The 22,936-nt window shown below is 70.3% G+C and carries 24 protein-coding genes; 16 read left to right on the top strand and 8 right to left on the bottom strand.

Annotation, left to right across the window (positions count from 1 at the left end; all coding sequences use genetic code 11):
- Positions 1-19 precede the first annotated feature (19 nt).
- From FKV25_RS11705 to FKV25_RS11690, 4 genes are read right to left on the bottom strand one after another with little or no spacing between them, the layout of a single operon-like run.
- Positions 20-520, bottom strand: coding sequence for a Slp family lipoprotein (locus FKV25_RS11705; protein WP_141518983.1), 501 nt, complete (start codon positions 518-520; stop codon positions 20-22).
- Positions 517-2,526: a transglutaminase TgpA family protein gene (locus FKV25_RS11700; RefSeq protein ID WP_141518982.1), complete on the bottom strand. Its 2,010-nt coding sequence runs from the start codon at positions 2,524-2,526 to the stop codon at positions 517-519. Before FKV25_RS11700 ends, FKV25_RS11705 begins: the two co-directional genes overlap by 4 nt.
- Positions 2,519-3,508 carry a DUF58 domain-containing protein gene (locus tag FKV25_RS11695; RefSeq protein WP_425462628.1) on the bottom strand — a complete coding sequence of 330 codons (990 nt, stop codon included), beginning with the start codon at positions 3,506-3,508 and terminating at the stop codon, positions 2,519-2,521. The genes FKV25_RS11700 and FKV25_RS11695 overlap by 8 nt, the downstream gene beginning before the upstream one ends.
- Positions 3,509-3,513: 5 nt before the next feature.
- The gene (locus tag FKV25_RS11690; protein WP_141518981.1) at positions 3,514-4,467 is read right to left on the bottom strand and encodes an AAA family ATPase; all 954 of its coding nucleotides are present in this window, start codon (positions 4,465-4,467) and stop codon (positions 3,514-3,516) included.
- A 101-nt stretch (positions 4,468-4,568) separates the two neighbouring features.
- Here FKV25_RS11690 and FKV25_RS11685 point away from each other — a divergent pair, with 101 nt between their 5' ends.
- Entirely contained in the window at positions 4,569-6,422 is a 1,854-nt protein-coding gene (locus tag FKV25_RS11685; protein WP_141518980.1) for a glycosyltransferase family 39 protein, read from the top strand.
- Positions 6,423-6,443: 21 nt separating this feature from the next.
- Here FKV25_RS11685 and FKV25_RS11680 read toward each other — a convergent pair whose 3' ends face one another.
- Entirely contained in the window at positions 6,444-7,022 is a 579-nt protein-coding gene (locus tag FKV25_RS11680) for a Maf family protein (protein ID WP_141518979.1), read from the bottom strand.
- A gap of 19 nt (positions 7,023-7,041) precedes the next feature.
- A complete protein-coding gene (locus tag FKV25_RS11675) occupies positions 7,042-7,422 on the bottom strand; it encodes a hypothetical protein (protein WP_141518978.1) in 381 nt (126 codons plus the stop codon).
- Between the two features lie 133 nt (positions 7,423-7,555).
- Here FKV25_RS11675 and FKV25_RS11670 point away from each other — a divergent pair, with 133 nt between their 5' ends.
- The 13 genes from FKV25_RS11670 (at position 7,556) to FKV25_RS11610 (ending at position 18,912) form a co-directional block, all read left to right on the top strand.
- A complete protein-coding gene (locus FKV25_RS11670) occupies positions 7,556-8,086 on the top strand; it encodes a YceD family protein (protein WP_246072068.1) in 531 nt (176 codons plus the stop codon).
- A gap of 75 nt (positions 8,087-8,161) precedes the next feature.
- Complete coding sequence (gene rpmF / locus FKV25_RS11665; protein WP_141518977.1) at positions 8,162-8,356, top strand: 50S ribosomal protein L32; 195 nt, start codon at positions 8,162-8,164, stop codon at positions 8,354-8,356.
- A gap of 186 nt (positions 8,357-8,542) precedes the next feature.
- Positions 8,543-9,565: a beta-ketoacyl-ACP synthase III gene (locus FKV25_RS11660; protein ID WP_141518976.1), complete on the top strand. Its 1,023-nt coding sequence runs from the start codon at positions 8,543-8,545 to the stop codon at positions 9,563-9,565.
- 204 nt (positions 9,566-9,769) lie between these two features.
- Positions 9,770-10,741 (top strand): ACP S-malonyltransferase, encoded by a 972-nt coding sequence (gene fabD, locus FKV25_RS11655; RefSeq protein ID WP_281286229.1) that lies wholly within the window; start codon positions 9,770-9,772, stop codon positions 10,739-10,741.
- Positions 10,742-10,825: 84 nt separating this feature from the next.
- The gene (gene fabG, locus FKV25_RS11650; RefSeq protein WP_141518974.1) at positions 10,826-11,572 is read left to right on the top strand and encodes a 3-oxoacyl-ACP reductase FabG; all 747 of its coding nucleotides are present in this window, start codon (positions 10,826-10,828) and stop codon (positions 11,570-11,572) included.
- Between the two features lie 131 nt (positions 11,573-11,703).
- Positions 11,704-11,943 carry an acyl carrier protein gene (acpP, locus tag FKV25_RS11645; protein ID WP_036135371.1) on the top strand — a complete coding sequence of 80 codons (240 nt, stop codon included), beginning with the start codon at positions 11,704-11,706 and terminating at the stop codon, positions 11,941-11,943.
- A 301-nt stretch (positions 11,944-12,244) separates the two neighbouring features.
- On the top strand, positions 12,245-13,486 hold the full coding sequence (gene fabF, locus FKV25_RS11640; RefSeq protein WP_141518973.1) for a beta-ketoacyl-ACP synthase II: 1,242 nt from the start codon (positions 12,245-12,247) through the stop codon (positions 13,484-13,486).
- 110 nt (positions 13,487-13,596) lie between these two features.
- The gene (locus tag FKV25_RS11635) at positions 13,597-14,952 is read left to right on the top strand and encodes an aminodeoxychorismate synthase component I (protein WP_141518972.1); all 1,356 of its coding nucleotides are present in this window, start codon (positions 13,597-13,599) and stop codon (positions 14,950-14,952) included.
- Positions 14,949-15,803, top strand: a complete 855-nt coding sequence (pabC, locus tag FKV25_RS11630; protein WP_141518971.1) for an aminodeoxychorismate lyase — start codon at positions 14,949-14,951, stop codon at positions 15,801-15,803. The genes FKV25_RS11635 and pabC overlap by 4 nt, the downstream gene beginning before the upstream one ends.
- Positions 15,800-16,897: an endolytic transglycosylase MltG gene (gene mltG, locus FKV25_RS11625; RefSeq protein WP_141518970.1), complete on the top strand. Its 1,098-nt coding sequence runs from the start codon at positions 15,800-15,802 to the stop codon at positions 16,895-16,897. Before pabC ends, mltG begins: the two co-directional genes overlap by 4 nt.
- On the top strand, positions 16,894-17,535 hold the full coding sequence (gene tmk, locus FKV25_RS11620; RefSeq protein ID WP_141518969.1) for a dTMP kinase: 642 nt from the start codon (positions 16,894-16,896) through the stop codon (positions 17,533-17,535). The genes mltG and tmk overlap by 4 nt, the downstream gene beginning before the upstream one ends.
- Entirely contained in the window at positions 17,532-18,500 is a 969-nt protein-coding gene (locus FKV25_RS11615; RefSeq protein ID WP_141518968.1) for a DNA polymerase III subunit delta', read from the top strand. Before tmk ends, FKV25_RS11615 begins: the two co-directional genes overlap by 4 nt.
- A 58-nt stretch (positions 18,501-18,558) precedes the next feature.
- The gene (locus tag FKV25_RS11610) at positions 18,559-18,912 is read left to right on the top strand and encodes a PilZ domain-containing protein (protein ID WP_141518967.1); all 354 of its coding nucleotides are present in this window, start codon (positions 18,559-18,561) and stop codon (positions 18,910-18,912) included.
- 22 nt (positions 18,913-18,934) lie between these two features.
- Here FKV25_RS11610 and FKV25_RS11605 read toward each other — a convergent pair whose 3' ends face one another.
- A complete protein-coding gene (locus FKV25_RS11605) occupies positions 18,935-19,441 on the bottom strand; it encodes a hypothetical protein (protein ID WP_141518966.1) in 507 nt (168 codons plus the stop codon).
- Complete coding sequence (locus tag FKV25_RS11600) at positions 19,438-21,480, bottom strand: 3-hydroxyacyl-CoA dehydrogenase NAD-binding domain-containing protein (protein ID WP_141518965.1); 2,043 nt, start codon at positions 21,478-21,480, stop codon at positions 19,438-19,440. The genes FKV25_RS11605 and FKV25_RS11600 overlap by 4 nt, the downstream gene beginning before the upstream one ends.
- A 265-nt stretch (positions 21,481-21,745) precedes the next feature.
- Here FKV25_RS11600 and rpoE point away from each other — a divergent pair, with 265 nt between their 5' ends.
- Positions 21,746-22,387: an RNA polymerase sigma factor RpoE gene (gene rpoE, locus FKV25_RS11595; protein ID WP_141518964.1), complete on the top strand. Its 642-nt coding sequence runs from the start codon at positions 21,746-21,748 to the stop codon at positions 22,385-22,387.
- A partial coding sequence (locus tag FKV25_RS11590) for a sigma-E factor negative regulatory protein (RefSeq protein ID WP_170218625.1) occupies positions 22,384-22,936 on the top strand: 553 nt, incomplete at its 3' end. The genes rpoE and FKV25_RS11590, both read left to right, overlap by 4 nt.

The raw sequence follows: 22,936 nt of genomic DNA, 5'->3' as shown, positions 1-22,936 counted from the left end.
CGGACGGGGCGAGGGGAGCTTACCACCACCCCCACCAGGGCCAGGGCGCGGGATAGTTGTTGATCACGTCGACCTGTTCCCGGATGGGCCACAGGTAGATCACGTCGGCCTCGAGCGTCGGGAACCGGTAGTCGTAGCCGCCGATCTGGCGGTTTTCGTATCCGCTGATGCGGCCGGTGAACGTCACCTCGCGACCCTCCTGGAAGATGGCCGGGTCGTAGAAGCCGGCACGGCAGGCGATGAAGCGGCCGCCGGTGTCGTCGGTCGCCCAGTAGGGTCGGGCGCTGCCGTTGAGCTGGGTCGAGAGCATCTCGAAGCAGGTGCGGTTTTCCTTGGGCTCGACCTGGATCACGCGGCCGCCCCAGCGGACGTTGGCGCCGGTCTGGTCGACTTCGACCGCCTGCCGCGGCGTCACCGCCGAGTACTCGCCCTGCAGGGGCTCAGGTTGGGTCGCACAGCCTGCGAGGAGGAGGGTGGTCGCGGCCATGGCGGCCATCCATCCGCGCGATATGGTGTTCATCGGTGTTCTCCCGGGTCACGACGGCGTTGGGGGCGGTGCGAGCGCAGCGCACGGACCAGTTGCGTCCGCGCCGCCTTGCGGTCCCGATCGCGCTCCGTTCCGCCGGCACCCCAAGCGTACCGCCATTCGGCGAAACGTTGGCTGAGTTCCTGCAAAGCCGGTCCCAGATCCGGACGTTCGCCGGCCACGCGCCCGGCCCATGCCCCGGCCGGCTCGTAGGGCTCGCGCGCGAGGCCGATGCGGGCGTAGCGCCGGCCGAGGCGATGCCAGGCGCGCAGGACGGGGTCGCGCTGGCGTTCGCCGCGCAAGCTGAGCCAGGTCATCCAGGCCAAGGCCAGGCAGGCGGCGACGCCGAACAGGCCGATCATCTGTCCGGCCTGCAGTTGCCGGATGCCCAAGGGACGCAACAGGCGGCTCTGTCGGTCGGCGTCGAAGCCCAGTACGAAATCGTTCCAGCCGCGTCGGAGCCAGTCGGTGACCTCGGAGGCCGAACCGATGCCGCCGATTCCTCCAAGGAACCCGTCCGGGCCCGGAGTGCGGTCGTCGAGCGTGTCGTAGATGCGTTCGGGCGCGACTGCCGCGGTGGGGTCGACGCGTACCCAACCCCGTCCCGCGAGCCAGACTTCCGCCCAGGCATGAGCGTCGTTGCGACGCACGAGCCAGTAGTCGCCCAGGCGATTGTAGTAGCCGCCCGTGTAGCCGGTGACCACCCGTGCCGGAATGCCCGCACCGCGCATCAGGACCACGAAGGCGCTGCTGAAGTGCTCGCAGAACCCGGCCTTCTGGTCGAACAGGAATTCATCCACGGCATGCCTGCCCGGCAGGGGTGTGGTCAGCGTGTAGGCGAACTCGCGGCGGACCCACTCAAGTGAGCGCTGGACAAGCGCCGCGTCGTCGCGGCCGGCTTCGCGACGCCATTGCCGGGCCAATGCGAGGGTGCGTGGGTTGAAGCCATCCGGCAACGCCAGTGCGCGCTCGCGCAAGGCAGGCGGAAGCCTGGCCTGGTAACGTGCCGGCGGCGCAGACTGCATGCGCCAGCGGCTCACCGAATGCAGCGGGCGCGCGCTGAAGAGAGAATGGTCGAGGGCGAGCTGGCTTCCCACCGGGGCTTCCAGGGGCAGGTCCAGCGAGACCATCAGCGTGCGATCGGTCGGCTCAATCGCGATTTCGTACTCCCAGCGCGCCTGGCCCGGCGAGAATGCCGCGGGAGGCAGGCGGCGGGCCCAGTCGGGCTGGCGCCATTCCCGGCCATCGAAGTCCCACAGCACGGGGCCCCGCCAGTACATCTGGGACCTGGCAGGGGTGCTGCCGAAGAACTTCACCCGGAGCGCGGGCGTATCGTCGCCCATCAGGTCGATCCATTCGCCTGGCTTCATGCTGTCCGAGAGTCCCGGCCGCGCGAGGGCGCGATCGGGAATGCCCCACAACGGTGTGCCGAGCCGGGGGAAGAGCCAGAAGGCCGCGAGCGCGAGCGGCAGGCCAAGGAGCAGGAGGCGACCAACCCCCGTCCACTGTGCCCGCATGCCGCCGGGGGCATCGAGCACCCCCGACTCCAGGTCGGACAGGCGTTGCAGACACAGCAGGGCCAGGCAGGCGGCCGCCAGACCCAGGGACAGGCTCAGCGGACCCTGGTCGAGCAGGAAGGTGGCGAAAGGTGCGAACAGGGCGAAGCCAACCAGGCTGCGTCCGTCCCGCAGGCTGAATGTTTCCGAAGGTTTGGCCGCGATCATCGCCGCGAGCAGTGCGCAGCCGGTATCGCGCCCGACGTTGAACCCTGCCATCAGGAACACCGCGCCAATGACGCCCACAACGACCAGCAGTCGCAACAGGCCCGGGAGGGGGCGTCGCCACGAGGACAGCGACACGACCAGGCCCGTGGCTCCGACCAGGACGCCGATGCGCAGGGGCAACTGCAGCAGCAGCGGCAGCAGGCACAGGGCCGCGCTCGCCAGCACCCAGCGGCGGGAGGCGACGTCCATCGGCATCTGCGCGGGGGCCTCAGCCATGGGGCAGGAGGGCCAGGGCGCGCTGGCACGCGTGCCGGTGCTGGGGGCCCTGGTCGGGCCCGAGGATCGGTTGGCCCGGGAGTGCGAGCCGGTACCGCCGTCCCTCGCGTTCGGCGAGGTCCACCCAATGGGCAAGCCTGGATATCCGGGCTTCATGGGGCAGCCCGGCGGTCGTGTGCCAGTCGAGCACTACGTCGGCGCCGAGCGGCTGTTCGTATTCGCGGACGAGCAGGGCGTCGCGGCGGGCCGATGCCTTCCACGCGATGGCACGGCGGGCATCGCCGGCCCGGTAGTTGCGCAGGTGGTGGACGTCTTCGCCGGAAGGCTTCATCCGCGACTGTGCGGTGTCGCCTTGGCCCTGCGGCAATGCCGGTCCCTGTGCCTCCGGCGTCGCATGGACGAGCAGGGGGAGCTCGGGCCACACATGGGACCAGGCACGCGCCAGTCCGAGCGGGCGCGTGGTCGAGAGCCTAAGGCGGGGCACCTCGAACCAGCCTCGTCGATGGGTGGGCAGGACGATGTCGGCTTCGCCACGGCCCTCGTCGAGGTCGAGGACGGCCGACGCCAGGGGTGCCCCCGCCACGTCCACCTGCAGCCCGCGCCTCTGGCGGTCCAGCGCGGCCTGGGCGTGCACGCGAACGCGAATCGGCCGGCCCGCGACGACCGGCTCGGCGTCGATCGCGACCACGCGCAACCCACTGAGCTGCAACTGCGCCGCGATCAGGCTGGCCAGGCCGGTGCCCACCATCAGCAGGGCGAGCAGCAGGGCAGGGTTGTTGTTGTAGTTCAGCCCGCCCAGCACCATGGTGCCCAGCAGCGCGCTGTAGAACAGGCCGAAGCCCGTCGGCAGCACATAGATGCGCCGACGGTCGAACCGCACGGGCAGTGCCTCGGGCGCCCGCGGTCGGGCCAGGAGCGCGAGGCGGTCGAGCAGTGCGCGCACCCGCTGGCGGGGCGCGCCGATGGCGGCAAGGCCCGTCACCGCGTTCAGTCCACCGGCACCGCGTGCAGGATCGACTTCGCGAGGGCTTCGTCGCTGCCGCCGTCCGCGTCGGCGACCAGGCGGTGCGCGGCGACCGACGCGAACAGCGCCTGCACGTCCTCGGGCAACACATGCTGGCGGCCCAGCAGCAGGGCGTGCGCGCGCGCTGCCCTCAGCAGCGCCAGGCCGGCGCGGGGCGACAGGCCGACACGGACGCCGGGGTGCTTGCGGCTGCGGGCGAGCAGCGCCTGCACGTACTGGATGAGCGTGTCGCTGGCGTGCACCGACGCGGCCGATTCGCGCAGCGCCAGCACCTGCGCCTGGTCGAGCTCGGCACGGGTGCGCGCGATCAGTTGCCGGCGGTCGACGCCGGCGAGCAGGTCGCGCTCGGCGACGTCGCCCGGATAGCCGAGGCTGAGCCGCAGCAGGAAGCGGTCCAACTGCGAGTCCGGCAGCGGATAGGTGCCGGACAGGTCGACCGGGTTCTGGGTCGCGATCACGAAGAACGGCGACGGCAGGCGATGGGTGGTGCCGTCCACCGTGACCTGGTGCTCGGCCATGGCCTCCAGCAGGGCGCTCTGCGTGCGCGGCGGCGCGCGGTTGATCTCGTCGGCCAGCAGGACCTGGGTGAACACCGGCCCGGGGTGGAACTCGAAGTTGCGGGCCTGCGGGTCGAACACCGAGACACCGACCACGTCGGCCGGCAGCAGGTCGGAGGTGAATTGCACGCGCTGGAAGTCCAGCCCGAGCGTGGCGGCCAGCGCGTGCGCCAGGGTCGTCTTGCCCAGTCCGGGCAGGTCCTCGATCAGCAGGTGGCCGTCCGACAGCAGGGCGACGAAGGCCAGCCGCACCTCGCGTGGCTTGCCCAGGACGAGCGTGTTGACCTGGTTCACCGCGCGGTCAAGGGCGCTGCGCAGGTCTTCGGTTAGCATGACGGCCCGTGCGGGGGATGGCGTCATTCAAGTCTCCTGTGGGTTCCCGTCGAAGCGTTCGACATCCCCGAGTGTAGCGAGGTCACCTGTGCATGCGTGATGCGGTCCATGTGCGTACGACGCCGACGATGCCGCCTTCACCCCGGGCCCGGCATGCCCGCCAGGTCTTCCTGGTGCTCTTCGCCGTGGTCGCACTGGCAAAGATGCTGGTTGCCTGGCGCCTGCCGCTGTTCGTGGACGAAGCATTCTATTGGCTGGAGGGCCAGCATCTCGCGCCGGCGTACTCCGACCTGCCTGGCCTGACGGCCTGGCTGGCCCGCCTCGGCGTGGAGGTGGGCGGACAAAGCAAGTTGGCGCTGCGGCTGCCTTTCCTGCTGTTGTCGATGTGGGTGCCGTGGCTGGTGGTACGCATCACCACGCGCGAATTCGGCGAGCGCGACGGCTGGATCGCCGGCACCTTGGCCCTGGTGTTGCCGCTCGCGGGTTCCCTGGGCCTGCTGGCGCTCCCGGATGCCGCGATGGCCGTGGCCACGCTGCTGTGCGTGGACGCCGGCGCCAAGCTCCTGCGGCGCATCGATGCGGCCTCCGCGCTGGAGCTGGCGCTGGGACTCGCGATGGGCGCCTTGAGCCACTACCGCTTCATCGCCGTCATCGGTGTCGGCTTCGTGGCGCTGCTGTTGCTGGCCGATGGACGCCGGGCCCTGCGGGACGTGCGCGTATGGACCGCGATCGCCTTCGGCGCCGCCGCATGGGCGCCGCTGGTGGCCTGGAACTTCGACAACGCCGATGCCGGCCTGCGCTTCCAGCTCGTCGACCGCCACCCGTGGTCGTTCCACGTGGACGGCATCCTCTTCGTCGCCATACAGGCGCTGCTGGTCACGCCGGTGCTCTTCGTGGCGATGATCCTCGCCGCGAAGCGGGGCCTTGCCGAAAACGAATCGCCACGGCGCTATTTCGCCTGGCTGGGCGCGCTGGTGGTGCTGGGCTTCTTCGTCCTGGGCTTCTTCGCCGACACCGAACGTGTCAGCTTCCACTGGCCGCTGCCCGGCTACCTGGCCTTGCTGCCGCTTGTACCCATGATCATGTCACGATGGTCGCGGCTGGGGAGGGTGCTCCTGTGGACGACGAGCGGGGCAGGGCTAGCGCTCGTGCTGGGCTATTACATCGCGGTCTCCGTGCCCGGCCTGCGCGCCCACGCGGCGGCGGAGAAGTGGTATCCGTCCAATTTCGCCGGCTGGCGCGACCTCTCGGCGGCGGTGGAAGAGGTGCGCGCGGGGATGCCCGCGGGCACGCGCGTGGTGGCCGACAACTTCAAGGTCGGCGCCGAACTGGGATTCGCAATGGGCGACTCGGCCATTCCGGTGCTGGACCATCCGCTGAACCATCGCCACGGCCGCGCACCGCAGCTGCGTTTGTGGAACCTGGAGACCGCCGGGCGCACGGACTGGGGCGACGCGCCCGTCCTGCTCGTGGTCGGTGCCAGCGAGGTGCGTTACCGCGAACTGCTCGCGCACTTCCATGCGCTGTGCGAGAAGGTCGGACCCTTGCCGCCACCGCGGGTGCTCAACATCGACCACGGTCGCCAGCGCTTCATGTTGTTCGCATTGGAAGGCCGTCCTGCTCCGGACGCGACGTGCACGGCGCCCGCGATGGCCTGGGTCGAACGGCCGGCGAGTGGCGCGGTGGCCTCCGGCACGCTGGAAGTCTCCGGCTGGGCCTTCAAGGACGGGGTCGGGCTGCAGCGGGTCGAGCTCCTGCTCGACGGCCGTCCGGTCGGCGAGGTCGACTATGGCTTGCGCAACACCGGCGTGGCCGCCTACTGGGGCATCTCCAACGATCCGCGCCATCCCATGGTCGGCTTCCGCGGGCGGGTGGACCTGACCGGGGTCGAGCCAGGCCGCCACTGGCTCGGCCTGCGCCTGCATGGCGCCGACGGCAGCGTCGAGGACTGGTCCGAACAGCCGCTGGTCGTCGAGCGTTGACGCCCCGCGCCAGCGGCGGGTTCAGGGCACGGCGTGTCCCGCGGCGCGCAGCAGGCCCGCGGTCGCGATCAGCGGCAGGCCCACGAGCGCGGTGGGGTCGCGTGTTTCGATCGCCTCGAACAGGGCGATTCCCAGGCCTTCGCATTTGAAGGAGCCCGCGCAGTCGTAAGGCGTCTCCGCGTCCACGTAACGCTCGACTTCGTCGCGATGCAGGGGCCGGAAGCGGACGGTGGTGATGTCCATTGCCTCGTGCAGGGTATCGCCACCGTTGTCCTGGCGGAGCAGGCAAACCCCGGTCAGGAAGCGCACCTCGCGACCGGACATTGCCATGAGTTGCGCGACCGCGGCTTCGCGGTGGCCGGGCTTCCCCAACGGGCGGCCATCGAGCTCGGCCGTCTGGTCGGAACCGATCACCCATGCGCCCGGCCGCTGGCCGGCGACCGCGCGCGCCTTTTCGCGCGAAAGGCGCCGCACCATCGCTTCGGGCGCCTCGCCGGCCAGGGGCGTCTCGTCCAGGTCGGGGCGGGCGGTGTCGAAGGGCAGGCGGAGCCGCGCGAGGAGTTCGCGGCGATAGACCGAGGTGGACGCAAGGACGAGCATCGGAGGCGAGCGGGGGCGTTCAGACCGTCGGGGCGCGGGCTTCCTCGATCCGGTCCAGCTGGCGATCGATGCGCTGGCGGGCCTTCTCGATGCCGTCGTGGACATCCTGCAGTTGCGCCAGGCTGGCCGCCTCGCCATGGTCGCGAAGCCACAGGCGCTGGCGCAGCATTTCCTTCATGGCATCCTGCACCGGGTCCCCGCCCTGGGGGCCGGCGACCGCCTCGATTTCGTCGCGCGCCGTCCTGAGACGAGCCTCGAGCGCGTCGGCGGCGTCGAGGATGTCGCGCATGGCGCGTTGCCGCCGGCCGCGCCGCGCCAGCAGGACGTAGGCGGCGACGACGATGGCCGCAAGCAGGCAGGACAGGAGGATCGCGTTCAATGTCGGACCGGGTTCGGGCATGCGCCACAGTCTGCCGTGGCGGCCGGCGGCGGGCAAATCGCGGCGCGGTCGCGCGGTCCGGCGCAAGTGGCCTGAATCCCGGCGTCGGACGGGTTTGACAGGGGGGCGGGGCATCCTTAATATTCAGCGGCTTATGTCCGCTGATGTGCCACACGCTCAGGTGCCCGAAATGCTGGATGCCTGGCGGATGGTGACCGCGCGGCGCGGCGTCGCTGGTCGATTGCCGTTGTCCTCGCTGCGCCGTCTGGCCGACAGCCTGGTCGATACCGACGGCGAAGACGTTGTCTATTCGCTCGATTTCGACAGGGACGCATTGCAGGTGCCTTATGTCGAACTGCGCGTCGACGCCCAGCTGCCGCTGCTGTGCCAGCGCAGCCTGCAACGCTTCCTGTTCCCGGTGAAGATCGTGCAGCGGCTCGGCCTGATCCGTAACGAATCGGACGAAGCCGCGCTGCCAGAGGACTACGAACCGCTGCTGGTGCCCGACGACGGCATGCTGCAGGGCGCCGGCCTGGTCGAGGATGAGCTCATCCTGGCCGTTCCGGTCGTGCCGACGATGCCCGGCACGGAAGCAATGGAGCGCGACTGGCCTGCCGAAGAGGCCGAGCTGGAACGCGCCAATCCATTCGCTGCGTTGTCGGCATTGAAGAACAAGTCCGACTGAGGGCTGGAACCCTGGGTTCCGACCCGACGTCTTCCACATTCAACGCGTCATAACCGCTACATCCGGAGCAAGACCATGGCAGTCCAGAAGTCCCGAGTTTCCCCCTCCAAGCGTGGCATGCGCCGTGGTCACGATTCGCTGACCGCCAAGCAGCTGGCCACCGACCCGACCACCGGCGAGACCCACCTGCGCCACCACGTCACCGCCGACGGCTATTACCGCGGCAAGAAGGTGATCGAGCCCAAGGGCCGCGTCGTCGACGAGGAGTAAGCCCTCGATCCGCGCCGCGCCGGTGATCCGTGCGCGGCGCAGCCGCCCGCGTGGCGGACCCGCTTCCAGCCGGCCGCGGCCGGCCGCCGTGCAGGCGTGCCCGACCGTCGGTTGCGAAGCCTCCCCGGGCCAGACAGACTGGCGGATGATTGCAATCGCCGGACATGACGCCGGCACGGAGTCGCAATGACTGAGCATGCAGGCGCGACGAGCGCCGGGACCGCGGGGACGGCCGGAACCGTGTTCTCGCGAATCGCGGGAACGGGCAGCTACCTGCCCGAGAAGGTCCTCACCAACGAAGACCTGTCGAAGATCGTCGACACCAGCGACGAATGGATCGCCGCGCGCACCGGCATCCGCGAACGCCACATCGCCGCCGAGGGCGAAACCACCTGCGACCTGGCCTTCCACGCCGCCACCCGCGCGATGGAAGCGGCCGGTGTCGAGGCCGCCGACCTGGACCTGATCGTCGTCGGCACCACCACCCCCGACCTGATCTTCCCCTCGACCGCCTGCCTGCTGCAGCACCGCCTGGGTGCCAACGGCTGTCCCGCATTCGACGTCAATGCCGCCTGCTCGGGCTTCGTCTATGCGCTGACGGTGGCCGACAAGTTCATCCGTTCCGGTGCCGCCCGCACCGTGCTCGTGGTCGGTGCCGAGACGCTGACGCGCATGCTCGACTGGAGCGATCGCTCCACCTGCGTGCTGTTTGGCGATGGCGCCGGCGCCGTGGTGCTCAAGGCCGATGCCGAGACCGGCATCCTCAGCACCCACATGCATGCCGACGGCGGCAAGAAGGAGCTGCTGTGGAACCCGGTCGGCGTGTCGGTCGGTTTCAAGCCCGAGGAACACAACGCGGGCGTCAAGGTGCTGATGACCGGCAACGAAGTCTTCAAGCACGCGGTCAAGGCGCTGGACTCGGTGGTCGAGGAAACCCTCGAGCACAACGGCTTGGATCGCCACGACATCGACTGGCTGATCCCGCACCAGGCCAACCTGCGGATCATCGAGGCCACGGCCAAGCGCCTGGACATGCCGATGGAGCGCGTCATCGTGACCGTCGATCGCCATGGCAACACCTCGTCGGGTTCGGTGCCGCTGGCGCTGGACGAAGCGGTGCGCTCCGGGCGCGTCCAGCGCGGCCAGCTGGTGCTGCTGGAAGCCTTCGGTGGTGGCTTCACCTGGGGCTCGGCGCTGCTGCGCTACTGATATCGGCTCCCGCGCGACCCGGCGGCCTGTCGGGAGCCGCCGGGCCTTCGCACCGCATGCAACGCCCTGCCAACGTGCAGGGCGTTGTCGCATGGGGCGATGGGAGCGGAGTGTGATGCAGTTCCGTCGTACTGTACGCCCGGGTACAGACGCCACCGCGAATTCGCTCGTATCATGCGCGCTTCGTTTCCGTTGAGTGTTCGCGTGACCCAAGCCGCATCCACCCCCCAGGCCGTCGATTCCACCCTTGCGTTCGTGTTCCCGGGCCAGGGCTCGCAATCGGTCGGCATGCTCTCCGAGCTGGCTGCGCTCGATCCCCTGGTCCAGGCCTGCTTCGAGGAAGCCGGCGAGGGCGCGGACGCCGACCTGTGGACGTTGGCCCAGCAGGGGCCGGAAGAACGCCTCAACACCACCGAGTTCACCCAGCCGGCCCTGCTCGCCGCGGGCGTGGCCGCGTGGCGCCTGTGGCATGCGCGCGGTGGCGCGATGCCGGGCGCCCTGGCCGGCCACAGCCTGGGCGAGTACACCGCGCTGGTGGCGGCGGGCGCGTTGTCGCTGGTCGATGCCGCGCGCCTGGTCCGCCTGCGTGGCCAGTTGATGCAGGACGCCGCACCGGCGGGGTCCGGTGGCATGGCCGCGGTGCTGGGCGCCGAGGACGCGCTGGTGATCGAAGCATGCGAGGCGGTGTCCTCGCCGGGTGAGGTCGTCGTGCCGGCCAATTTCAACTCGCCCGGCCAGATCGTGATCGGCGGGCATGCCGCCGCCGTGGATGCCGCGCTGGTCCGCCTGGCGGAGCAGGGCGTGCGCAAGGCGGTCAAGCTGGCGGTGAGCGTGCCCTCGCACACGCCGCTGATGCGCGAGGCCGCCGACAAGCTCGCCGTGGCGATGGATGACATCGCGTGGCAGGCGCCGCGCCTGCCGGTCGTGCAGAACGTCGATGCGCGCGTGCACGCCGAGGTCGCCGACATCCGCCAGGCGCTGGTCCGCCAGCTCTACCTGCCGGTGCAGTGGACCGGTTGCGTGCAGGCGCTGGCGGGGCAGGGCGTCGAGCGCCTGGTCGAATGCGGGCCGGGCAAGGTCCTGGCCGGCCTGGCCAAGCGCATCGACAAGTCGCTGGACGCGCGTGCGATCGGCACCGCCGGCGACTTCGACAAAGCACTGGGCGACTGGCGTTGATCCCCTTTTCCATGCGGACCCGTACGCGGCGACCCGCGGACGGTATGATCGGTCCGCGTCCGCAAGCATCTCCAGAGGACTGACATGAGCACTGCCCCGCTTTCCGGCGAGATCGCCCTCGTCACCGGCGCCAGCCGCGGCATTGGTGCCGCCATCGCCGACGAACTGGCCGCGCAGGGCGCGACCGTGATCGGCACCGCCACCAGCGAGTCCGGCGCCGCCGCGATCGGCGAGCGCCTGGCCGCCCGCGGAGGCCAGGGCCGCGTGGTCGACGTCGCCGATCCGGCCGCGATCGACGCGCTGATCGACGGCATCTCCAGGGAGGTCGGCGCGATCTCGATCCTGGTCAACAACGCCGGCATCACCCGCGACAACCTGCTGATGCGCATGAAGGACGAGGACTGGCAAGCCATCCTCGACACCAACCTGACCAGTGTCTACCGGACCAGCAAGGCGGTGATGCGCGCGATGATGAAGGCACGCAAGGGTCGCATCATCAACATCGCCTCGGTCGTCGGCGTGACCGGCAACGCCGGGCAGGCCAACTACGCCGCGGCGAAGGCCGGGATCATCGCCTTCAGCAAGTCGCTGGCCAAGGAGATCGGCTCGCGCGGCGTGACCGTCAACGTGGTGGCGCCGGGCTTCATCGATACCGACATGACCCGGTCCCTGCCCGAGGACGCGAAGAACGCGATGCTGGCGCAGATCGCGCTGGGCCAGTTCGGCCAGCCGGCCGACATCGCGCGTGCGGTGGCGTTCCTCGCCGGTCCTTCGGCGAGCTACATCACCGGGGAAACCCTGCATGTGAACGGCGGCATGTACATGCCCTGACGCTTGCGGCGCATGGAGGCGTGGCCGATTCATAAGCGGCTGATTCAGAAACCTTTTTCGAGGGGCGCGCCACGGCCCCGATTCCTTTAGACTATTCCGTCGAATATCCCGTCCGGGAGGAGTGAGAACCCATGAGCAGCATCGAAGAGCGCGTCAAGAAAATCGTCGTCGAACAACTCGGCGTCAAGGAAGAGGAAGTCACCAACAACGCTTCGTTTGTCGACGACCTCGGCGCGGACTCCCTCGACACCGTCGAACTGGTGATGGCGCTGGAAGAAGAGTTCGAGTGCGAGATCCCGGACGAAGAGGCCGAGAAGATCACCTCGGTGCAGCAGGCCATCGATTACGTCAAGGCGCACGTCAAGGCCTGATCGACGTCGGGTGCCCGTCCCCGGACCGGCACCCACCGCCAGGCGTCGGGACGGGCCCTGCCCGGACCGGCCCGGCGACGCGACCGGGGTCGCCGATGGCGCCCCGTGTCCACCCGGGGCCGACGCGGCCCGGGGTCGAATGCCGGGCGGTGCCAGGCGCACGGAGGTCCCGATGGGCCCGGTGCATGGCCCGCACCCGGTCGATGGCGCGCCGACCGCGCCGCAACAGCATCACCCACGAACAGTTTCGCGGTTGCGCCGATGGCCTGCCGGCCCGCGCGCACCGCTCCTGGAGTCCTCCATGTCGAAACATCGCCGCGTAGTCGTCACCGGTCTTGGCATCGTGTCGCCGCTGGGCAACGACGTCGCCACCAGCTGGGACGGCATCGTCAACGGCCGTTCGGGCATCGGTCCGATCACCCATTTCGATGCGTCCGCCTTCACCACCCGCATCGCCGGCGAAGTGCGCGACTTCGATCCCACCCGCTGGGTGAGCCCGAAGGACGCGCGCAAGATGGAGCCCTTCATCCAGTACGGCGTCGCGGCGTCGCTGATGGCCCTCGAGGATGCGGGCATCATCATCGATGATTCCAACGCCGAGCGCATCGGCGCGATGATCGGCTCCGGCATCGGCGGCCTGCTCGGCATCGAGGAGCAGACCATCAAGTACCACGAGGGCGGCCCGCGGAAGATCTCGCCGTTCTACGTACCCAGCACCATCATCAACATGCTGCCCGGGCAGGTGTCGCTGATCACCGGCGCCAAGGGGCCGAATTTCTCGGCCGTGTCCGCCTGCGCGACCTCGAACCACTCCATCGGCATGGCGATGCGCATGATCCAGTACGGCGACGCCGACGTGATGATCGCCGGCGGCGCTGAGCGCGGCTCCTCGCCGACCTCGGTCGGCGGGTTCTGCGCCATGAAGGCCATGTCCACCCGCAACGACGACCCGACCCATGCCTCGCGTCCCTGGGACAAGGACCGCGACGGCTTCGTGCTGGGCGACGGCGCGGGCGTGCTGATCCTGGAAGAGTACGAACGCGCCAAGGCGCGCGGCGCGCGCATCTACTGCGAGCTGGCCGGTTTCGGCGCCAGTTCCGATGCCTTCCACATGACGGCGCCGAGCGAGGACGGCGAGGGTCCGGCGCGCTGCATGGCCGCCGCGTTCGCCGACGCCGGGATCAACCCCGACCAGGTCGACTACCTCAACGCGCACGGCACGTCCACGCCGCTGGGCGACCTGGCCGAGACGCTCGCGATCAAGCGCGCGCTGGGCGAGCACGCCTACCGCACGATGGTCAGTTCGACCAAGTCGATGACCGGCCACCTGCTGGGCGCGGCCGGTGGCGCCGAGGCGATCTTCTCGGTGCTTGCGCTGCACCACGGGATCATCCCGCCGACCATCAACCTGGACGTTCCGGGCGAGGGTTGCGACCTGGACTACGTGCCCCACGTGGCGCGGGAGAAGAAGATCGACGTCGCGGTGTCCAACGGCTTCGGATTCGGCGGCACCAACGGCACGCTGGTGTTCAAGCGGACCTGACCGCGTCCGGTCCCCACGTGTCATGCGATCCCCGCCACGGCGGGGATCGTCGTTTCCGGGCCTCGCATCCGGTTGCGCGCAAGCGGCCCGGGATGACGGACAATGGCGGCATGCTGCTGACCCGCCCGCTCGCCACCCCCCTGGACCTGCTGTCGCTGCACCGCATCGACCCCGACCGCTATCCGATGCTGCTGGAGTCCAGCGCGCACGGTACCGCGCAAGGCCGCTGGGACATGCTGCTGGCGACGCGCGGGGAGGGTATCCGCGTCGATGCAACGGGTCGCGTGCGCGACCACGCCGGGCGCGACCTCGGCGGCGACTTCCTGAGGGCGCTCGACCGCGTATGGGCCCTGCAGCGCACCCCGCGCGACGAGCCGCGCTGGCCTTTCCGGGGCGGCTGGGCGCTGCTGCTCGCCTATGAACTGGCCGGGCAGGTCGAGCCGGTGCTCGCGCTGCCGCCCGCGGTCGACGCGCTGCCTGTCGCGATGGCGCTGCGCTGTCCGGCGGCGGTACTGCGCGACCATCTCAGCGGCGAGTGCGTGATCGTCGCCGAGCCCGGCCACGAAGACCTCCTGGAGAGCCTGCATGTCGATTGCCTGCAGGCAGCGAGGATGGCCCCGCTGCCGCCGTGGCAGGCACCGCTGGAAATGGAGGAAGAGGCGCCGGCGCGATACCTCGAGGGTGTGGCGCGCGTGCTGGACTACCTGCATGCCGGCGACGTCTTCCAGGTGAACCTCTCCCGCGGCTGGCACGCCCGCTTCGAGGACAGGCTCGACCCGGCGGCTTTGTTCCAGCGGCTGCGCGAACACAATCCGGCGCCGTTCGCCGGGATCTTCTCGACCGGACGCGGCGCGGTGGTCAGTGCCTCGCCCGAACGCCTGGTGTCGGTCCGGGGCGAGACGGTCGAGACCCGCCCGATCGCCGGCACGCGTCCACGCCTCGACGGCGACGACGACGTGGAGCGCATCCGCGAGCTGGTCGGCCACCCCAAGGAACGTGCCGAACACGTCATGCTCATCGACCTGGAGCGCAATGACCTCGGCCGGGTCTGCACGCCGGGGTCGGTCGAGGTCGACGAGCTGATGACGGTCGAGAGCTACGCCCACGTCCACCATATCGTCAGCAACGTGCGCGGTCGCCTGCGCGAGTCCGCCACCCCCGGCGAAGTGATCCGCGCTACCTTCCCCGGCGGCACCATCACCGGTTGCCCGAAGGTGCGCTGCATGCAGATCATCGCCGAGCTCGAAGGCGTGGGTCGGGGCGCCTACACCGGCGCCATGGGCTGGTTGAACCGCGACGGCGACCTCGACCTCAACATCCTCATCCGCAGCGCGGAGGCGCTCGACGACCGCCTGCGATTCCGTACCGGCGCGGGCATCGTCGCCGACTCCGATCCCACGCGCGAGCTGGAGGAAACCCGCGCGAAGGCCCGCGGCATGATGCGGGCACTGGGGCTCGTGCCATGAGCGGCGCGATCGCGCGTCGTTGCTTCATCGGGGACGCGCCGGTCGATGCCTGGCCCGCCGACGATCGTGGACTGGCCTATGGCGACGGTCTTTTCGAGACCATGCGCGCGCATCGCGGCGACCTGCCCTGGTGGAGGGCCCACTGGGCGCGGTTGGCGCGCGGCGCCGAGCGGCTGCGGCTGCCCCTGCCGGACCCGCATTGCGTGCGCCAGGCCGCACAGGATCTGCTGGGCGGCGAGGGCGGCGTGCTCAAGCTGCTGGTGAGCCGGGGGCGGGGCGGGCGCGGTTACGCGCCTCCCGTCCCGGCCGTCCCGGCGTGGCAAGTGTCCGTGCATGCGCTCCCGCCGCCCGCGCCTCCCGCCGGCCTGGTGCTGCGCTGGTGCCGCACCCGGCTGGCGGCGCAACCCCTGCTGGCCGGCCTCAAGCACTGCAACCGCCTTGAACAGGTCCTCGCGCGCGCGGAGTGGGACGAGGACGGGATCGACCCCATCCTCGTCCAGGAGGGGCTGATGCAGGGCATCGACGGCGAGGTCGTCTGCGCCACGGCGGCGAACCTGTTCGTATGCCGCGACGGCCAATGGCTGACGCCGGGGGTCGAGCGAAACGGCGTCGCCGGCACTTGCCGCGCCTGGGCGATACGGGCGCTCGACGCGCGGGTCGCGCGCCTGCAGGTCGCCGACGTCGAAACTGCGGAATCGGTTTTCCTGTGCAACGCGGTGCGGGGTATCCTGCCCGTTGCACGGCTGGAGGCGCGAAGCTGGGCGCCCGGCACGCCGTCGCAGCGGCGGGTGGTCGACCTGCGTGCGCGCCTGGCCGCCGAACACCCCGCTTTCGAGATGGAGATGTCGTGAGTCGCAAAGTCCTGCGCCGCCTGGGCGTGTTCGTTTTCCTGCTGGCCCTGCTCGCCGTCGCGGTCGCGTTCTGGGGTTGGCAACGTTATTCGGGATTCGCCGATGCACCGGTGTCCGGCATCGAGGCCGGCGAACGCCTGGTGGTCGAGCGCGGCGACTCGCTGCCGGTCGTGGTGCGCAAGCTGCGCGAGGCCGGCGTACGTGATGGCCACGAGGCCGAATGGCGGGTACTGGCGCGGGAGCTCGGGGCCGCCGGACGCCTGCAGGTCGGCGAGTACGCCCTGGAGCCTGGCATGACGCCGCGCGCGATCCTGCTGGCGATGCGCGATGGCAAGGTGGTGCGCTACGCCTTCACCGTGCTGCCGGGGCGCAACATCCGAGAGCTGAGGGCGTCGCTGGCCGCGGCCGGGCCCCTGCGCCACGAAACGGCCGAGATGGACGACGCCGCCCTGATGGAGGCGCTCGGCCACCCCGGGCAGCACCCCGAAGGCCGCTTCCTGCCCGAGACCTACCACTACACCCTGGGCGACAGCGACCTCGATGTCCTGGCCCGGGCGCACCGGGCCATGGCGCGGGCGCTGGAAGAGGCCTGGGCCTCGCGCGACCCCGGCAGCGTGCTGGCGTCCCCGGAAGAAATGCTGGTGCTGGCGTCGATCGTCGAGAAGGAAACCGGCATCGCCGAAGAGCGTCCGCGCATCGCCGGCGTCTTCGAGCGCCGGCTGTCCATCGGCATGAAGCTGCAGACCGACCCCACCGTCATCTATGGGCTGGGCAGCGCCTACGACGGTAACATCCGTCGGCGCGACCTGGAGACCGACACGCCCTACAACACCTATACGCGCGCCGGCCTGCCGCCGACGCCGATCGCGATGCCCGGCGTCGAGGCCCTGCAGGCCGTCGCGCGACCCGCCGAAGGCGATGCCCTCTATTTCGTGGCCATTGGCGACGGCAGCGGTCGGCATGCGTTCTCGGCGACCCTGGCCGAGCACAACGCCGCCGTCGCGCGTTATCTGCGACGTTACCGGCAGGCCCGCGATGCCGAACAGGGGCCGGTCGTGGCGCCGGACACCGGAACCGGCCCGAGGTCGCCATGACGCTGCAACGTTGCCCGCGCTTGATCAGCCTGGAGGGCGGCGAGGGCGCCGGCAAGTCGACCGTGCGCGACGTGCTGGCAGAGCGCCTGCGCGCGACCGGCCGCGAAGTGGTGGCCACCCGCGAACCCGGTGGCACGCCGCTGGCCGAGCAGATCCGTGCGCTCCTGCTGGACCCGGCGCACGAGGCCCCCGCGCCGGAGACCGAACTCCTGCTCATGTTCGCGGCGCGCGCCCAGCACGTGCGCGAAACCGTGCTGCCCGCACTCGAGCGCGGCGCCTGGGTGCTGAGCGACCGCTTCACCGATGCCAGCCATGCCTACCAGGGCGCCGCGCGCGGCGGCGACGCGGCGCTCATCGCCACGCTGGAGCGCGAGGTCGTGGGCATCGAGCCGGGCCTGACCCTGCTGCTCGACGTGCCGGTCTCAATGGGCCTGGCGCGCGCGCGCCGCCGGGGCGAGGCCGATCGCATCGAGTCCGAGCAGGAAGCGTTCTTCGAGCGCGTCCGCGAGGGCTACCGGGCGCGGGCCGCGGCGGCGCCGGACCGGATCCGCACCGTCGACGCGAGTCGCCCGCAGGCCGAGGTCGCGAGCGCCGCGCTCGCGGTGCTCGAGGACTACCTCGCCACGGTGCCGGCGTGAGCGTCGCCGGCGAGCAGCGCAGCGGGTTCGCCCCCTGGCAGGCGCGCGTATGCGATCGCGTGGCGGCGGCCCTGGACGCTGGCCGCCTGGGTCATGGCCTGCTGTTCAGCGGACCGGCGCTGCTGGGCAAGCACGCCGTGGCTGCTTACCTCGCGCGGCGCGTGCTTTGCATGGCCCGCGCGCCGGGCGGCGAGCCCTGCGGGCAATGCCGGAGTTGCCAGTTGATCGCCGCCGGCTCGCATCCGGACTTGCGCGACATTTCCTTCATCCCCACGCGCGACGGCACCCGCCTGCGCACCGAGATCGTGATCGAGCAGATGCGCGAACTGTCCGCGCAGATGGCGCTCACCCCGCAATACGGGATCGCCCAGGTGGCGATCATAGATCCGGCGGACGCAATCAACACGGCCGCGGCCAACGCGCTGCTCAAGACCCTCGAGGAACCCGTTCCAGGCCGCTACTTGTGGCTGGTGAGTGCGCAGCCGGGGCGCCTGCCGGCGACGATCCGCAGCCGCTGCCAGCACGTCGAGTTCCGACTGCCGCCGCACGACGAGGCCGAGGCCTGGCTGCAGGCGCGGGGACACGACGCCGACGACATCGCCGAGGCACTCGAGGCCGCCCGGGGTCATCCCGGGCTGGCCCACGAATGGCTGGAAGGCGACGGCCTGAAACTGCGGCGCCAGGTGGCCGGCGACCTCGCGGCGCTGGCCGCGGGACGGGCCTCGCCAGTGGAGGTCGCGAAGCAGTGGACCGCCGACGAGGACGTGGTCCTCAGGCTGCGACATGCCGCCGACATCGTCGTAATGGAAGCCTCGCACTTGACCGACCCGGCGCGGACGCGCAGTCTGGCGGAGTGGTTCGACAAGGCGAATCGCACCCGCGACCTGATGCGCACCACGGTGCGCGCCGACCTCGCGGTGGTCGAACTTTTGATGGCCTGGCGCGGCGCGCAGCGCGGTCGCTAGGGCCTCGGATCTTGGACGGGACGTTCACGCCGGGATGCGTGCGAACAGGGGACTGGACATGAGTGGTGGTGGTGCGCGTCAAGGCATTCTGACCCTGGCGATCAAGGACAAGGCCGCGCTGTACAGCGCCTACATGCCGTTCCTGCGGGGCGGCGGCATCTTCGTGCAGACCCCCAAGCGCTATTTCATCGGCGACGAGGTCTTCCTCATGCTCACCCTGCCCGAATCCGGCGAGCGCATGCCGGTGGCCGGCAAGGTCGTCTGGGTCACCCCTGTGGGCGCACAGGGCAATCGGCCGTCCGGCGTTGGCGTGCAGTTCAACGAGACCGCGGAGAACGAGAGCGTCCGTGGCAAGATCGAAGCGCTGCTGGCCGGCCAGCTGCAGTCGGAGCGCGCCACCTACACCATGTAGGGTGGCGCCGTCGGGGCGGCCATCAGGGCCGCGCGCCGGGCTCCTGGCGCTCCGTGATCTCCGCGGATGCCTTCTGGTCGTATTCGAAGCGGCCGGCGTGGATGGACACGTCGTGCGGCATCGTCCCGGTCCCGGTCCCGGGCACGTCGAAGCGGAGCCGGCTGAAGGCAGGGCACGCCATCACCGGCATCCCGGGGTGGGGCTCGGGCTGGTAGCGATAGGCGAGTTCGAGTGAGGGCCCCACCGTCCAGGCCCGGGCCCAGTGAGCGTCGACCCGCAGCGAGCCGCTGTGCTCGACCCAGCCCTCGACGCGGAGCGTGCCGTCATCAAGTCGCCAGGCCTTGAACGCCCCGACCTGCGTGGGGTCGTCGGGTCCGGTGTCGCAGTCCGCGACCAGGACCGTCAGGCGAGTAGGCGTCTCGACGTGTTCGAACCATTCCGGCGCCTCGGGTGGTGCCGGAACGGGCGTGGGCGGTGCGGCGGCCAGCGGGCCTGCCGCCAAGCAGGCACCGAGGGCGAGCCACTTCATCCCAGCGCGTCCCAGCCCGGGCGTGGCGCAAAGCGTTCGCCGTGGCTTGCCTGCAATGCCTTGAGGCGTGCCAGCAGCGCCTCGACGCCGGTCTCGCGCACGTACTGGATGGGACCGCCGCGGAATGGGGCGAAACCGGTGCCGAAGATCACGCCGGCATCGAGCAGGTCGGCGTCTGCCACGACGCCATCGTGCAGGCAGGCGACCGCTTCGTTGAGCAGGGGCAGGACCAGGCGGTCCTCCAGGTCCGCGGGTGCGCGGTAGTCCTTGGGCACTTCCGGCTTGACCGGCTTGCCGTCGACCCACTTGTAGAGGCCCTGTCCGTCCTTCTTGCCGCGCTTGCCCGGCTCGACGTTGCCCAGCGCGGCGGGGACCTCGAGGCCCAGGAAGGGCGCGAGTTCCGCGCCGACGCCGGCGGCCACGTCCAGGCCCACGGTGTCGATCAGTTCGATCGGGCCCATCGGCATGCCGAACTTCACCGCCGCCTTGTCGATCACCGGTCCGGGGATGCCCTCGGCGAAAGCATGGGCGGCCTCGAGCATGTACGGGAACAGCACGCGGTTGACCAGGAAGCCCGGCGTGCCCGCGACCGGCACCGGCAGCTTGTCGATCGCCCGGCAGAAGGAGGCGAGCCGCGACTGGGTGGACTCGGAGACGGTGTCGTGGTGGATGATCTCCACCAGCGGCATCAGGGCCACCGGGTTGAAGTAGTGCAGGCCGGCGAACTGCGCCGGGCGCTGGATGTGCTCGCGCAGCTCGGTCAGCGGGATCGAGGAGGTGTTGGTGGTCAACAGCGCGTCGGCCTTCATCCGCGGCTCCAGCGTCGTATACAGCTCGCGCTTGGCTTCCGGGTTCTCGATGATCGCCTCGATCACCAGGTCGGCATCGGCGACGCCATCGCCGGCGAGGTCGCCGCGCAGGCGCGCGTTGACCTGCTCGCGCCGCGCCTCGTCCTTGACCTTCTTGTCGAACAGCGCGCGGCCGCGCGACAGGGCGCCGTCGATGAAGCGCTGCTCGCGGTCCTGCAGGCTCACCTCGAAGCCCTTGTACGCCGACCAGGCAGCGATGTCGCCGCCCATGACGCCGGCGCCGACCACGTGGACGCGGGCGATGCCGTGGTCCTTGCCGCCCTGGCTCTTCAACCGCTCCTGCAGGAAGAAGACGCGGATGAGGTTGCGCGCCGTGGGCGTGGCCGACAGCTTGACCACCGAGCGGCGCTCGGCGGCGAGCAGGGACTGGATGTCGCCGCCACTGCGCTGCCAGGAGCCGATCAGAGCATAGGGGGCGGGGTAGTGGTCCTTGCGGGCCTTGCGCGCCACCTGCTTGGCCAGCACCGGCGCCAGCGCCTGGCGCGCCGGCCAGGTGTTGGTCAGCCAGGCCATGAAGCGTTGCTTGAACGGTCGCGTGGTACCGCGCAGGGCGAGCTTGGCGGCCTCGTCGAGGAGCAGGGGCTCGTCGACGAGTTTGTCGACCAGACCGATCGCCCGCGCCGCCGAAGACGACAGGGTGCGACCGGTCAGCATCATGTCGAACGCGGCGGGCGCGCCGACCAGGCGCGGCAGGCGCACGCTGCCGCCCCAGCCCGGGTAGATGCCGAGCTTCACTTCGGGCAGGCCGATCCGCGTCGAGGGCGAGCGGCTGGCAACGCGGTAGTCGCAGGCCAGCGCGATCTCGGTGCCCCCGCCCATGCAGAAGCCATGGATGGCCGCGACGGTGGGGCAGGGCAGCTCGGCCAGGCGTTGGAAGACCTGCTGGCCGCGATTGATCGCATCGCCCACCGTGCCTTTCTCGTCGAAGCTCTGGAACTCCTTGATGTCGGCACCGGCGATGAAGCCACTGGCCTTGGCCGAGGCGACCACGACCGCCTTGGGCGGGTCCATCGCAAGGCGCTCGATGAGGCTGTCGAGCTCGATCAGCACGTCCTGGGCGAAGGTGTTGACCGAGGTGCCGGCCCGGTCGAATGCGAGTACGAACACACCGTCCTCGCGGAGCGAGGTTTGCCAGTGCTGGAAGCGAAGACCGTCGAGGCCAGCGATCATGCTGCACCATCCGTTAACGTATGGGAGGCCGGTATCATCCCGAGGATGTTTCCCCGCCGTCAAATGCCAGGGGGCCCAAGGGTGCCGTGGGTCCCGATTGTGGGCATGCGTGCGTCAATGCACCGTGCAAGCGCCGGTCGAGCCGGCAGGCGAGCGCTTGAGGTGGATGCCGCCGTCCCCATTAATGTTGTGGATTGAACTTTTCCCCGCGAGGGGTGTCCCAGTGTTCGGCTGATGGCCGAGCTGACAGGAGTGCCGGCACGGCATGGCCGATAACGAACTTGCCCAAGACAAGGCCCAGGGGCTGAACCACGCGCTCGACCAGGAACTGGTCAGGCGCGTGCAGCAGGGCGACAGCACGGCCTTCGATGCCCTGGTGCGCAAGTACCAGCATCGGATCGTCGGGCTGGTGGGACGCTATGTGTCCGACTGGAGCGAGTGCCAGGACGTGGCCCAGGAAACGTTCATGCGCGCCTATCGCGCGTTGGGAAATTTCCGTGGCGACGCCCAGTTCTATACCTGGTTGCACCGGATCGCCGTGAATACTGCCAAGAACCACCTCGTAGCGCAGAACCGCAGGCCGCCGACGGACGACGTCGACGCGGCCGACGCCGAGCAGTTCGACGGCGGGATCCGGCTGCGCGACACCGATACGCCCGAACACGAGCTCATGCGCCAGCAGGTCGAGCGCAGCGTGATGGACACCGTCGAATCGCTCCCCGAGGAGCTGCGCGTCGCCATCACCCTGCGCGAGGTCGAGGGCCTGAGCTACGAGGAGATCGCCCGGCAGATGGACTGCCCCATCGGTACCGTGCGGTCGCGGATATTCCGCGCCCGCGAGGCGATCGATGACCGCCTTCGACCCCTGCTCGATACCCCCGGAACCCCGGAGCGCGCCCCCCGATGATGTCTTCCCCGTCCAATCCCAACGCCTCTTCGATCGAAGCCGATCGCGAAACCCTGTGCGCGCTGTTCGATGGCGAGTTGCAGGGCGACGCAGCGCGCTTCGCGCACCGGCGCCTGGGCCACGACGCCGAGTGGCGTGCGGCCTTCGGGCGCTGGCAGCTGGCCGGTGACGTGATGCGCCGCCAGTCCGGCGGCCTGGCACCGTCCGACTTCGCCGCCCGCGTCGCGCGTGCGCTGGAGACAGACCACGCGTTCGCGGTACTGCCACGCGCGGCGGGCAGCGACCTGGGCGATGCGCGTTCGCGCTGGCGTCGGGGCTGGATCCCGGGGGCGGCCCTGGCCGCTTCCGTGGCGGTTGCAGCCCTGTTCGTGGCCCGTCCGCTGGGTCAGTCGGAGGCCCCAGCCGGCCTGGACGCCTCGCCGCAGGTCGCCGACCGCGATGGCACCCCGACGTCCGTGCCTCCCCCTTCGCAAGTCGTTGCGGCCACGCCGCAGGGCGCGGACGCCACCCAGGCCGGACTCGCCACGGCCGCCGCCGCCGCGGTTGCGG

It is taken from the genome of Marilutibacter aestuarii, from assembly GCF_006546775.1.
Taxonomy (GTDB): domain Bacteria; phylum Pseudomonadota; class Gammaproteobacteria; order Xanthomonadales; family Xanthomonadaceae; genus Marilutibacter; species Marilutibacter aestuarii.
The sequence above is the reverse complement of the archived record's forward strand: the minus strand, read 5'-3'. Positions and strand labels throughout refer to the sequence as shown.

Bases quoted from the DNA above. Each gene is read 5' to 3' on its own strand.
- FKV25_RS11600 (WP_141518965.1), bottom strand. From the start codon at position 21,480: ATGATCGCTGGCCTCGACGGTCTTCGCTTCCAGCACTGGCAAACCTCG.
- FKV25_RS11670 (WP_246072068.1), top strand. From the start codon at position 7,556: ATGTCCGCTGATGTGCCACACGCTCAGGTGCCCGAAATGCTGGATGCC.
- fabG (WP_141518974.1), top strand. From the start codon at position 10,826: ATGAGCACTGCCCCGCTTTCCGGCGAGATCGCCCTCGTCACCGGCGCC.
- FKV25_RS11705 (WP_141518983.1), bottom strand. From the start codon at position 520: ATGAACACCATATCGCGCGGATGGATGGCCGCCATGGCCGCGACCACC.
- FKV25_RS11605 (WP_141518966.1), bottom strand. From the start codon at position 19,441: ATGAAGTGGCTCGCCCTCGGTGCCTGCTTGGCGGCAGGCCCGCTGGCC.
- FKV25_RS11680 (WP_141518979.1), bottom strand. From the start codon at position 7,022: ATGCTCGTCCTTGCGTCCACCTCGGTCTATCGCCGCGAACTCCTCGCG.
- tmk (WP_141518969.1), top strand. From the start codon at position 16,894: ATGACGCTGCAACGTTGCCCGCGCTTGATCAGCCTGGAGGGCGGCGAG.
- FKV25_RS11690 (WP_141518981.1), bottom strand. From the start codon at position 4,467: ATGACGCCATCCCCCGCACGGGCCGTCATGCTAACCGAAGACCTGCGC.
- FKV25_RS11685 (WP_141518980.1), top strand. From the start codon at position 4,569: ATGCCGCCTTCACCCCGGGCCCGGCATGCCCGCCAGGTCTTCCTGGTG.
- FKV25_RS11610 (WP_141518967.1), top strand. From the start codon at position 18,559: ATGAGTGGTGGTGGTGCGCGTCAAGGCATTCTGACCCTGGCGATCAAG.
- FKV25_RS11635 (WP_141518972.1), top strand. From the start codon at position 13,597: ATGCTGCTGACCCGCCCGCTCGCCACCCCCCTGGACCTGCTGTCGCTG.
- fabF (WP_141518973.1), top strand. From the start codon at position 12,245: ATGTCGAAACATCGCCGCGTAGTCGTCACCGGTCTTGGCATCGTGTCG.
- pabC (WP_141518971.1), top strand. From the start codon at position 14,949: ATGAGCGGCGCGATCGCGCGTCGTTGCTTCATCGGGGACGCGCCGGTC.
- rpoE (WP_141518964.1), top strand. From the start codon at position 21,746: ATGGCCGATAACGAACTTGCCCAAGACAAGGCCCAGGGGCTGAACCAC.
- rpmF (WP_141518977.1), top strand. From the start codon at position 8,162: ATGGCAGTCCAGAAGTCCCGAGTTTCCCCCTCCAAGCGTGGCATGCGC.
- FKV25_RS11675 (WP_141518978.1), bottom strand. From the start codon at position 7,422: ATGCCCGAACCCGGTCCGACATTGAACGCGATCCTCCTGTCCTGCCTG.
- FKV25_RS11660 (WP_141518976.1), top strand. From the start codon at position 8,543: ATGACTGAGCATGCAGGCGCGACGAGCGCCGGGACCGCGGGGACGGCC.
- acpP (WP_036135371.1), top strand. From the start codon at position 11,704: ATGAGCAGCATCGAAGAGCGCGTCAAGAAAATCGTCGTCGAACAACTC.
- FKV25_RS11700 (WP_141518982.1), bottom strand. From the start codon at position 2,526: ATGGCTGAGGCCCCCGCGCAGATGCCGATGGACGTCGCCTCCCGCCGC.